The sequence below is a fragment of the Butyrivibrio sp. MC2021 genome (assembly GCF_000621605.1).
Taxonomy (GTDB): Bacteria; Bacillota; Clostridia; order Lachnospirales; family Lachnospiraceae; genus Butyrivibrio.
The window spans coordinates 105,669-117,791 of the sequence record NZ_JHXX01000004.1 but is presented as its reverse complement, the minus strand read 5'-3'; the positions used below and the strand labels follow the sequence as shown (position 1 = coordinate 117,791).

Annotated in this window: 9 protein-coding genes; all 9 read left to right on the top strand. The window is 47.4% G+C overall.

Annotated features, from left to right (window positions below):
• The first annotated feature begins 2 nt into the window (after positions 1-2).
• The gene (locus T359_RS0110000) at positions 3-1,793 is read left to right on the top strand and encodes an HAD-IIIC family phosphatase (RefSeq protein ID WP_026517357.1); all 1,791 of its coding nucleotides are present in this window, start codon (positions 3-5) and stop codon (positions 1,791-1,793) included.
• A gap of 86 nt (positions 1,794-1,879) precedes the next feature.
• Positions 1,880-3,760 (top strand): asparagine synthase (glutamine-hydrolyzing), encoded by a 1,881-nt coding sequence (gene asnB / locus T359_RS0109995; protein ID WP_026517356.1) that lies wholly within the window; start codon positions 1,880-1,882, stop codon positions 3,758-3,760.
• A 10-nt stretch (positions 3,761-3,770) separates the two neighbouring features.
• The gene (locus T359_RS0109990; RefSeq protein ID WP_026517355.1) at positions 3,771-5,288 is read left to right on the top strand and encodes an MBOAT family O-acyltransferase; all 1,518 of its coding nucleotides are present in this window, start codon (positions 3,771-3,773) and stop codon (positions 5,286-5,288) included.
• A 17-nt stretch (positions 5,289-5,305) separates the two neighbouring features.
• Positions 5,306-6,394: an SGNH/GDSL hydrolase family protein gene (locus T359_RS0109985; RefSeq protein WP_026517354.1), complete on the top strand. Its 1,089-nt coding sequence runs from the start codon at positions 5,306-5,308 to the stop codon at positions 6,392-6,394.
• An 81-nt stretch (positions 6,395-6,475) separates the two neighbouring features.
• Entirely contained in the window at positions 6,476-7,348 is an 873-nt protein-coding gene (locus T359_RS0109980) for an alpha-1,2-fucosyltransferase (RefSeq protein WP_026517353.1), read from the top strand.
• An 11-nt stretch (positions 7,349-7,359) separates the two neighbouring features.
• The gene (locus T359_RS0109975) at positions 7,360-9,171 is read left to right on the top strand and encodes an ABC transporter ATP-binding protein (protein ID WP_026517352.1); all 1,812 of its coding nucleotides are present in this window, start codon (positions 7,360-7,362) and stop codon (positions 9,169-9,171) included.
• 35 nt (positions 9,172-9,206) lie between these two features.
• A complete protein-coding gene (locus T359_RS0109970; protein ID WP_026517351.1) occupies positions 9,207-10,250 on the top strand; it encodes a glycosyl transferase in 1,044 nt (347 codons plus the stop codon).
• A gap of 29 nt (positions 10,251-10,279) precedes the next feature.
• Positions 10,280-11,047, top strand: coding sequence for a DUF5672 family protein (locus T359_RS19990; RefSeq protein ID WP_242839077.1), 768 nt, complete (start codon positions 10,280-10,282; stop codon positions 11,045-11,047).
• Complete coding sequence (locus tag T359_RS21585; RefSeq protein WP_026517350.1) at positions 11,044-12,111, top strand: glycosyltransferase family 2 protein; 1,068 nt, start codon at positions 11,044-11,046, stop codon at positions 12,109-12,111. Before T359_RS19990 ends, T359_RS21585 begins: the two co-directional genes overlap by 4 nt.
• Positions 12,112-12,123: the final 12 nt, after the last annotated feature.

Genomic DNA, 12,123 nt, shown 5'->3' with positions numbered 1-12,123 from the left:
GGATGAAAGAATTAGAATATCCCTTTGACAATAACTATATATTAAAAAAGTCCAAGACCATCAAGAAGGCTCTTCTTGCGGACGGCACCAGCCGCATCCACAAAAAGATCGCGGTTCTCGGAGGCTCCACCACCCATGATGTCATCAGGATCCTGGAGCTCTTTTTACTGAACTACGGTATAGAGCCTGAGTTCTACGAGTCCGAGTATGGCCAGTATTTTCAGGATGCCATGTTCCCGGGCCCGGAGCTTTCATCTTTTAATCCCGACATAATCTATATTCACACCAGTAATAGAAATATCACGGACTATCCCGTTATGGATGACAGCACTGAGGCTGTGGAGAGCAAGCTTTCCGCCACCTATCAGCACTTTGAGACCATGTGGAAAAAGCTCACGGAACTTTATCACTGTCCCATCATCCAGAACAACTTCGAGGCGCCCTTTTTCAGAATCATGGGAAACAGGGACAGCTTCGACATTCACGGAAGACTTTCTTTTATAACAAGACTTAACGAGAAGTTTTATGAATACGCAAGAAGCGCTGAGAAGGAGGGAATCAGCTTTTACATCAACGATATCAACTACCTTTCCTCCTGCTACGGACTGGATGCCTGGTCGGATCCTCTGGCCTGGCATATGTACAAGTATGCTCTGTGCATACCAGCCATTCCGTATCTTAGCTTTAATATTGCCAATATAATCAAATCTATTTATGGCAAGAATAAAAAGGGTCTGGTTCTTGACCTTGATAACACCCTCTGGGGCGGCATCGTGGGAGATGACGGCGTGGACGGCATCGAGATCGGACAGGAGACCAACCTGGGTCAGGTATACTACGAATTCCAGCAGTATCTGAAGCTTCAGAAGGACCTGGGAATTATCCTCACCGTGGATTCCAAAAATGAGGAAGAGAACGCTCTGGCGGGCCTCAACCACCCCGACGGCGTCCTTAAGCCCGATGACTTCGTAGCCATCAAGGCCAACTGGGAGCCCAAGAGCGAAAATATGAAAAAAATTGCCGCAGAGCTGAGCCTCCTGCCGGAGTCTTTGGTTTTTGTGGACGACAATCCCGCAGAGAGGGAGATCGTCTCCGGTCAGATCCCGGGCGCTGCGGTTCCTGCTCTCGACAGTCCCGAGCACTACATCCGCATTCTTGATCACGGCGGATATTTCGAGACCACATCCATTTCCGAGGACGACAGAAAGAGAAATGAGATGTATATGGCCAACAAAGAGAGGGCCAAATTACAGGAGAGCTTTGCGGATTACAGCGAATATCTAAAGAGCCTTGAGATGGAGGCTGAGATTAAGCCCTTCGAGGAGATGTATATCCCGAGAATTGCGCAGCTCACCAACAAGAGCAATCAGTTCAACCTGACCACCAAGCGCTATTCTGCGGATGATATCGAGAAGACAGCGAATGATGCGGCCAATATTACCCTTTACGGCAGACTTAAGGATAAGTTCGGCGACAACGGAATCGTATCCCTGGTGGTTGCCAAGCAGAGGGAAGATCAGCTCCACATCGACCTGTGGCTTATGAGCTGCAGAGTGCTTAAGAGAGATATGGAGTTTGCCATGATGGACTGCCTTGTTTCCGAGGCTAAGGCCCGCGGCATAGATAAAATATTCGGTTACTATTATCCTACAGCCAAGAACAAGATGGTTAAAGATTTCTACAGCCTTCAGGGCTTTGAGATGGTCTGGGAGGATAATGAGGGCAACAGGACCTACAGGCTTGATATTAAGGACGGCTATGAGAATAAGAATCACGTAATTAAGGTTAATTAACGTGTACCTTTCTGAATAGCCCCCAAGTATGGTACAATCTTTGAAAATGAGATTGATTTGACCATATTACAGGACAGAGGTTTTTTATGTGCGGAATTGCAGGACTTCTTCGCTATAAGGGCGACGCCAGGGCAAACATTCACAGGATGAATGAGCGTATGCTCCACAGAGGCCCCGATGATGGCGGTATTTTTATAAGTGAAGACAACAAAGTGGCGCTTGGACACAGGCGCCTTTCTATTGTGGACCTTTCCAAGAACGGTGCACAGCCCATGGTATCCCATTCCGGGAAAAATGTGATCGTTTATAACGGCGAGATCTATAACAGCGGCGAGGTTAAAAAGGCCCTTGAGGATGCAGGTTTTAAGGAAAACTACAGAGGAACCTCCGACACAGAGATCCTCCTTGAAGCCATTGAGCACTTCGGCGCAAAGAAGGCCATTTCCCTCTGCAAGGGAATGTTCGCCATCGCTGTCTATGACAAGGAGAAGAACACCGTAACCCTCTCCCGTGACAGAGTGGGAGAAAAGCCCCTTTACTACGGCATGGTGGCAGGAGGCTTTGCTTTTGCTTCCGATATCGGTTGCCTTCGCGTCATCGAGGGCTTTGACAATGCCATAAACACTGAGGTGCTGGATATCTATTTTACAGAAGGATATATCCCTGCGCCCTATTCCATATATAAGGGCATAAACAAGCTTGAGCCCGGAACCATCCTCACGGTGGATATCGACAGCTTTGAGACAAAAAAGACCACCTACTGGTCCATGATGGAGGTGGCCAAAAAAGGACAGGACAACCTCTTTAAGGGAAATGCTGCAGAGGCTGCCGATGAACTTGAGAGACTTCTCAAGGAGTCCATAAAGGGACAGATGGTTGCTGATGTTCCGGTTGGAGCTTTCCTTTCTGCGGGCATTGATTCCAGCACCGTCGTATCTTTGATGCAGTCCCTGGCTCCAGGCAAGGTTCGTACCTTCACCATCGGCATGGAGGATAAGGAGTACAACGAGGCAGTTTATGCCAAGGAGATAGCGGCCCACTTGGGCACAGAGCACACTGAGCTCTATATCACAGAGAGCGATGCCAAGGCGGTCATCCCCAAGCTTTCAGGCATGTTCGGAGAGCCCTTTGCGGATTCTTCACAGATCCCCACTTACCTTGTAAGTAAGATGACAAGGGACCATGTGACGGTTTCTCTTTCAGGAGACGGGGGAGATGAGCTCTTTTGCGGCTATACCTCCTACGAGTCCATCGACAGGATCTGGGGAAAAATGAGAAACATCCCCTACTTTATCAGAAAGCCCGCCAGTGCCATAGTTCTGCACTCTCCACTGGCTAAAAAGGACGTTTACAGGATAAAGGGAACACTTCTTGGAGCCAAGGGCCCCCGTGACATCCATCGCATGGAGCATGAGACGGACCCCATCACCAAGACCATTGCCCTTACCAAGGGAACCCTTCCCTACGTTTATACAACCCTTCCCAACGATTACCTGAAGGAAGTTAACCACGAGACCATGCTTATGGATATGCTGGTCTATCACCCCGACGACATTCTTGTGAAGGTGGACAGAACTGCCATGGCAGTGTCCCTGGAGACCCGTGTGCCCATGCTGGACAAGGATGTGGTGGAATTTGCCTGGACCCTTCCTGTGGAGCTCTTAAGAGAGGGCAAGGTGGGTAAAAAGGTCCTTAGGGACGTGCTCTATCGCTATGTTCCCAGGGAAATGATGGAGAGACCCAAGAAGGGCTTTTCCATACCGATACAGAAATGGCTCCTGGATCCCGGAGTCAGAGAATGGGCAGAGAACCTTATAGAAAAGAATAAGGTAAAGGCCCAGGGAATCCTTGATCCCGACGTGGTGGAACGCATCTGGAAGGACTTCACCGACCGTGGTATATACAGGATTGAGATCTGGTATATACTGATGTTCCAGCAGTGGTATCAGGATGAGTATATTGGATAATTGAGGTTTTATGGGAATTACAAGCTTTAAATTCCTGTGCTTTTTTGCACTGGTTTTAATTTTATATTACCTGGTCCCTGTCTTTACCAAGAAAAAGGGACAGTGGGTAGTGCTTCTTGCGGCCAGCGTAGCCTATTATCTGCTGTCCGGCAACGGGGCTTTGATACTGTACCCGGTGGCGGCTTCCTTCGTCACCTGGCTGCTTCTTCGGATCCTGTCAGGGACCGGGGAAAAAGAGCTGGTAAAGAGGCGCATTATTCTTGGCACCGAGCTCACGCTCCTTTTAGGAGTTCTTATCATACTTAAATATCTGAAGCTCACAGCGGGAGGAAGCTTACTTACTCCCCTGGGACTTTCTTTTTATACCTTTATTCTTCTGGGATATTTCATCGAGGTCTACAACGGAATAGGCAAGGCACAGGGCTCTTTTCTTAAGACAGCCCTTTACGGCATGTATTTTCCTCTTATGATCTCAGGCCCCATTATGAAAACAAGAGAGGACGGAGAGCAGTTTTTTGAGTACCATCCTCTGGACTATAAGAATATCACCTTCGGAATGCAGCGCATGCTCTGGGGCTTTTTCAAGGAGCTGGTTATTTCCGAAAGGCTTGCCACTGTGGTTAATACCATCTATGGCAACGATACTCAGTATCAGGGAGCCTATATCTGGCTCGGAACCCTGTGCTTTGCATTCCAGCTCTACACCAATTTCTCCGGCTGTATGGACATCGTCATCGGTCTTTCCGAGTGCTTTGGCATCATCCTTCCGGAGAACTTCAGAACTCCGTTTTTTGCTAAGAACATAAGCGAGTACTGGAGACGCTGGCATATCACCCTGGGCAGCTGGATGAAGGATAACGTTTTTTATCCCCTTCTTCGCTCCAAGCCCATCACATCCCTTGGAAAGCTTCTTAAGAACAAGATCGGCAAAAAGAAGGGCAAGCAGTACACCACCTATGTGGCCATGTTTATTCTCTGGTTCTGCGTAGGTATGTGGCACGGCGGCGAGTTCAAATATGTCATCGGTTCCGGCCTTCTTCACTGGACTTATATCGTCATCGGAGAGCTTACACTGCCGCTTTTTACATGGCTTTTTGCGGACAAAATGCATATTGATCTAAAGAGTAAATTCGCTGACAGAGTGAGAGTTGTCAGGACCTTCTTCCTGGTGCTTATAGGAGACCTGTTCTTCAGGTCCGACAATGTCCCCCACGCCCTCAGAATGCTGAAGGAAAGCGTATCTGTATTTAATCCCGGAATCCTTGTGGACGGAAGTCTTCTGAATCTGGGACTTGATATTATCGAATGGGGAATAGTTATTGTCTCCATGGCAATCCTTATCTGCGTCTCTGTTCTGAACTACAGAATGGAAGAGGCCGGAGAAAAGAAAAATGTGAGAATGCTTATCGCAGAAAGGCCCGTTGTTATCAGATGGATCCTCTATGTGGGATTTTTGTTCTACGTGATCCTTCTTGCCAAGTACGGCCCGGGCTATAGTGCAGCAGAGTTTATTTACAAAGATTTTTGATGATATAGGGATGTGGAATGAATAAAAAACAAACCTGTAAGATTTTAATATTTTTGGCACTTGTTCTTTTTCTTCTTGTGCATGTGACCTACGCCATCCGCACCAACGGTGATGTGAAGGACAGATTTGTAGGTTTTTATGCGGAAAAGAACAACACCATCGATGCGGTACTTATCGGCTCCAGCCCGGTGTACCCCTGCTTTGCTACGCCCAAGATCTATGGGGACATGGGAATTGCCATGTATCCCTTATCTTCAAATATGCAAAGACCCGTGGCCACAAAGTATCTGGTGGAGGAAGCCTTAAAGAGCCAGTCCCCGGATCTTTTTATCTTCGATATGAGGATGTGGACCGCTGCGGATGAGGACCTTCTGGGCAATATGGCCCACACCAGGGAAGTTACGGACAACATGAAGTACTCTGTAAACAGGATAAAGACCATAAATGCCATGGTTGAGGACAAGGAAGAGCGTCTTACCTATTATTTTGACATATTCAAGTATCACTCCAACTGGAAGACACTGGCCCTCTGGTCCCAGCTTAGGACTGCGTTTTACGCATATCCCGACGACCTCAAGGGCTTTGTTCCCCTGTCCACCGTGGGTCCCGTGGAGAGAACAGATTTTTATCTTTCAAAGGAGCGCATCCCCATGCCTGCGGAGCAGGAGGCCTACCTTCGTGACCTTCTTGATTACCTGAAGGGCAAGAACTTAAAGGCCCTTTTTGTCATCGCCCCCTACAACGTCAGGGAGGATGAGCAGGAAAAGATCAATTATCTGGCGGACATAATCGAAGGCTACGGCTACGATTTTCTTGATATGAACAGCTACGCTGATGAAATGGGTCTGGATTTTGCGAGAGACTTCAGGGACTACGGAACCCACACCAATGCGGTGGGAGCTGACAAGGTTACAGAGTGGTTTGAGAATTATCTCTCCGAGCATTTTGTGGCTACAGGAGTACTTACCAAAGACCACAGAAATGATGCTAAGTACCGTTCCTGGGACAAGGCCTATAGCCTGTACAATGAAGCTCTGGAGCAGGCTAAAGAGGAAATAGACTACAACATTGCCCATGAAATCTGGTACGAAGTTGTGGATGATTGAGAATATGCGCATTTTAAGTTATACTAATATGGCGAAAGAATAACAATGCATCACTTTGAGTTTTTTTGAGGGGCGGATAACATGATAATAATTCAGCTTAAGGGCGGACTGGGCAATCAGATGTTCCAGTATGCTCTTTATAAAGAACTGCAAATCAGGGGGAAAGAAGTCAAGATCGACGACGTCACCGGCTTTGTGGATGATAAGCTCAGGATCCCGGTTTTGCAGAGATTCGGTATTGAATATGAGAAGGCCACCAAGGAGGAAGTGGTTAAGATAACAGATTCCAGGATGGACATCTTCAGCCGTATCAGGAGGAAACTCACCGGCAGGAAGACCTTCAGAATAGATGAGGAGTCCGGCAAGTTTAATCCGGATATTCTGGAACTGAACGACGCCTATCTTGTGGGCTATTGGCAGAGCGACAAGTATTTCAGAGACGAGCGTGTCATCAGCCAGCTTCATAACGACTTCCAGAAGAGACCCCAGGAGGTTATGACAGACTCAGCCAGCTGGGCAACCCTTCAGCAGATCGAGTGCTGCGAGTCCGTGAGCCTTCACATCAGAAGAACAGACTATATCGATGCGGAGCACAACCACATTCACAATCTCTGCACCGAGAAATATTACAAAGGCGCCATAGACAGGATCAGGGCCAAGTATCCCTGCGCGGTATTCTTTATCTTTACCGACGACAAGGAATGGTGCAAGAGCCACTTCAGAGGCCCCAACTTCTTTGTGGTTGAACTGGATGAGAACGAGAACACAGACATCGCTGAGATGCTCCTTATGAGCTCCTGCAAGCATCACATCTGTGCCAACTCCTCCTTCAGCTGGTGGGCAGCATGGCTCAACGACACACCGGATAAGATGGTCATCGTCCCCGAGAAGTGGATCAATAATAGGGATATGGATGATATCTACACAGACAGGATGACTAAGATAGCGATATAAAAGGATTGAATATGAACAATGAAGTAAATGAGAAGAAGGCTGGCAAGGTCAGCCTTTTTTCTAAGATTAATTATATTTTTGATAAGAAGCAGAGAGGACAGCTGGCTGTTTTGGCGGTTCTTATTCTGATCGGCGGTGTTTTCGAGACTCTGAGCGTTACAGCCATGCTTCCTGTGGTTTCTACCATCATTGTCCCTGAAACATTGCATAAATTCATTAAAGATCATGAAAAGCTGCAGATCCTGATTCAGACCCTGGGACTTACCGATGACAGAAAGATTTCCATAGCACTTCTTTTATTGATGGTGATCCTTTTTGTGGTAAAGAACCTGTATCTGCTTTTCCTTATCCACAGACAGAATACCTTTGTGGCAAGAGCAAGAAATGACATGATAAGCCGTGTCATGAGAGAGTTCCTTAACAGGCCTTACGAGGACTACCTTGGGGCAGATATCCCCACAGTTTTCAGAATTACGGACAGTGATATTCCCAGAGTATTTTCACTGATGCTGGCACTGCTTTCTCTGTCAACAGAGCTGGTGGTTTCGGTGTCACTTGGTACAGTTCTTTTATTCGTAAACTGGCAGATGACAATCCTTATGATTGCGGTGCTTCTTGTTATGACCTTGATCAGCATCAAGGGCTTAAAGCCAAGGCTCAATGATATCGGCAGACAGAATCAGGAGACCCAGTCCAGAATTGCCAAATGGAGACTTCAGGCCATTTACGGACTTAAGGATGTTAAGGTTCTTAACAGACAGGACTTTTTTATCAGAAATTATTACGAACAGGGCAAGATTGGCGCCAACATAGCAAGAGACTATGCTGTGCTCAACTCTGTTCCAAGGCTTATGATCGAGACAGTGTTCATGGTTACGGTTATTCTGTACATCCTGCTATATGTCTGGAGGGGCGGAGATGCTACTCTTCTTATCCCTCAGTTCACAGCCTTTGGTCTGGCGGCAATGCGAATCATGCCTTCCGCCAACCGCATTAACACCTATATGACAGAGATTGCTTATAACCAGTATTCACTGGATTATGTATATGATAATCTCACAGAATCCATGAAGACTGACAAGGCCATGAGAGCGGAGAGAGCTGCTATCGCTGGCCCTGCTCTTCATCTTGAGGACAAGATCGAGCTTAAGGATATTACCTTTGCTTATCCTGATGCCGAGATCAACATTTTTACCAAGGCCAACATGGTGGTTCCCAAGGGCAAATCTGTGGGAATCATGGGACCTTCCGGTGCCGGCAAGTCTACCATTGTTGATATTCTTCTTGGACTTTTGCATGTTCAGAGCGGAGATATCCTCTGCGACGGCAGCAACATTTTCAGTAACTACGAGTCCTGGCTTGCCCAGATCGGATATATTCCTCAGTCCATCTATCTTGTGGACGAGTCCATCAGAGAGAACATCGCCTTTGGTATCGATGCGGACCAGATTGATGACGACAGAATCTGGAAGGTTATGGAGGAGGCCCAGCTGGCTGACTTCGTAAGATCTCTTCCCGAGGGACTGGACACCAAGATCGGTGACAGAGGTGTGAGACTCTCCGGCGGACAGAGACAGAGGATCGGTATTGCCAGAGCTCTTTATCACAACCCTGAGATTCTGGTATTTGACGAGGCTACATCGGCTCTTGATAACGAGACCGAGGCAGCGGTTATGGAGGCCATCAACGGCTTCCACGGCAAGAAGACCATGGTCATCATTGCCCACAGACTTAACACCATTGAGAAGTGCGACATCATCTATGAGGTTAAGGATGAGAAGATCAATCAGACCAGCCTTGAGGGCAGAATGATAGTGCACTGAGTGGCAGTAACTACGGATTTATCGGGTGAAAGATTATGATAGGAACAGAGTTTTTACATGGATTCGGACTGGGCAATCAGCTTTTCTGGTATGTGGCCACAAGAGCCGCAGCCAAGGACCACGGCTACGAGTTCGGAATCTGTAATCCCAAGGCCTTGGCCAATAACATGCACTCCACCAGCGGAATGTATTTTATGGACATTGACCTGGGAAAAGAGATAACTGAAGAAGACAAGAAGAACTTCAAGATATTTGAGGACAATGACAACAGACTGTATATAGGCAGCTCCGACCACGATATGGAGCACGGAGCCTATGTCAGCGGCGTGGACCCCAGGTTCAAGGATATGGAGGATAACACCCTTCTTTACGGCAACCTTCAGGCAGAGGCCTATTTTGAAAAATACAGGGATGAGATCAAGGACTGGCTCAAGGTGAAGCCTGAGTATGATTCCCACGAATTTACCAGGGATAATCTCTGTATCATTCATCTTCGCTGCGGCGATTATTCCAATTCCCCTGAGCTGTGGCTTGACAGGAAGTACTGGGTAAACGGCATAAGAAACATGCGTAAGATAAGACCCGATATGGAATTCCTTGCGGTTACCGACGATGTGGAGGCTGCACACAAGATCCTTCCTGAGGTTAAGGCTGTACGAAATGATATCGGCAAGGACTATGTGACCCTGAAGAATGCCAGATATCTGCTGCTGTCCAACTCATCCTTTGCTGTATTTCCTGCCCTTACCAGTGATGAGCTTCAGTATGCCATCGCTCCCAAATACTGGGCAAGACATAACGTATCCGATGGATTCTGGGCTTCAGAGCAGAATATCTACAGCTGCTTTAACTATATGGACAAAAAAGGAAGGCTTTTTACCCCTGAGGAGTGCAGGGCTGAGCTGGAAGAGTACAAGGCCAAATCAGCAACCTACAAGAGACTTAACAAGCACCCGGGCAAGGTCAGGAGCTTTTTCCAGAAGATCCGTGCCTCCTACCTCTATGCAGTCTATATGGGCAAGAAGATATGGCGCAGCTTAGAGCGCAGAACCGGACTTATAAAAGTATTTCATGTATGAATTTAGAGATCTAAGAGTGATATTTATAGATGGGAAAAGAGAAGAAACTTAAGCTTCCAAGGGTCACCCTTGTGGCCATGACCAGTGTGGATATATATGAGACTGTGCAGGCTATGAAGTACAGCATGAGGGACATTGAATTCGGAGATGCGGTGCTTATAACCCACAAGAAGCCCTTTTATCTTCCGAAGGGCATCAGATACAGCCACACAGACATATTGGATGGCATAGACAAATTTAATTATAAGATGACCTACGAGCTGGGAGACCACATCAGGACTGACTTTGCCCTGATAGTTCACGCCGACGGATTCGTTATCCATCCCGAGAACTGGAGGGATGAGTTCCTGGACTATGACTACATCGGATCCCCCTGGCCCCTCCCAAAGAACGACTACGCCTACAGAGACAAAGCAGGTAACATCTGCCGTGTGGGCAATTCCGTATCCATCAGGTCCAAGCGCCTTATGGAATATCCCAAGGTTCATAACTGCAAGTGGGAGAAGGTCTACGACGGCTTCTACAACGAGGATATCTTTATCTGCTGTCATCTGAAGAACGACATGGAAAAAGAGGGCATCAGATGGGCGCCCTTTGAACTGGCAGTTCAGTTCGGACGAGAGCATCCTCTTCCCGAGAACAAGGGCGTAGAGCCCTTTGTCTTCCACAAATGGTGGGGAGAAAATGAGAACTATCCCAGATTCTACAGTCCCAAGAAACGACTTAAGATGATGATCAGACCGCTTCTTTTCTGGAGAAGAACCAGGAAGTGGAAAGAGGAGCATAACATTACATGAATGTGAAGTTTTCCGTCATTGTGCCGGTGCACAATGGTGAAAAATATATAGATGAGTTGATGAGTCATATTCTGGAGCAGTCACAGGATATGGAGACTTCTCCTGAGGTCATTCTTGTGGAGAACGGCTCAGAGGACGATTCGGCCATTATCTGTGACAGATACGCCGGTGACTACGAGTTTGTCAGTGCCCTTCATTTCGGAAAGATAGGAGCCTACAATGCAAGGCGTGAGGGCATGAGAGCCGCCACCGGAGATTATCTGGTATTTTTTGATGTGGATGATGGTATCTCCGAGGATCTTTTTTCAGAGCTTGAGGACTACATATCCTTTTTCCATGACAGGGGGAAAAGAGCGGATGTGATCCTCTACAACGCAGCATCCTACGATAACAGGGATAAAAGACTCTTCGATTTTCCCTTTGAGGAGAACAAGGTCTATCAGGATAAGAACGACTTTTATGAGATCATGCAGAGGAACGATTCTCTCAATGCCCTGTGGAACAAGGCTCTCAGCGGCACACTGGTGAAGAGGATAATCGATCAGGAGGATTCCGGGGCAGGCCCTGAGGAACTTTTGAATCACGGAGAGGACCTTCTTCAGACAGCCCAGATCCTGGATTTGGCTGTTTCCATAGCTTTTTTGGACAGGATTTTATATTATTACAGAGAGAACAGTGAGGGGCTTACTGGCACCTATCACAGTGAAGCCCTGGAGAATCAGGCAAGGGCCTGGAGCGCCTTTGAATCTTTCGCCCGCAGGTGGTCAGGAGATGAGTATAAAGAGATAATCGATGAGAGAAAGACCCTCACCTGCTGCATCAGCGTATCCAAGCTCATTTATTCAAGGCTTTCCGGTGCTGTCATCAAAAGAGAGCTGACAGCCATGCTGGAGGATCCCTTTTATAAACAGTACGCTTTTGGGGCGCTTCCTGACTGGGCTCCCGAGGAGGATGTTTTTGTACATGCCCTTATGAAGGACAGTCAGCCCCTGAAAAAGCTCCTTTCATCCAGCAGGAGCAACAGATTCCGACAGGCAGTGAAACGCATCATCAGAAGAAAGTAATAATAGCAGGAC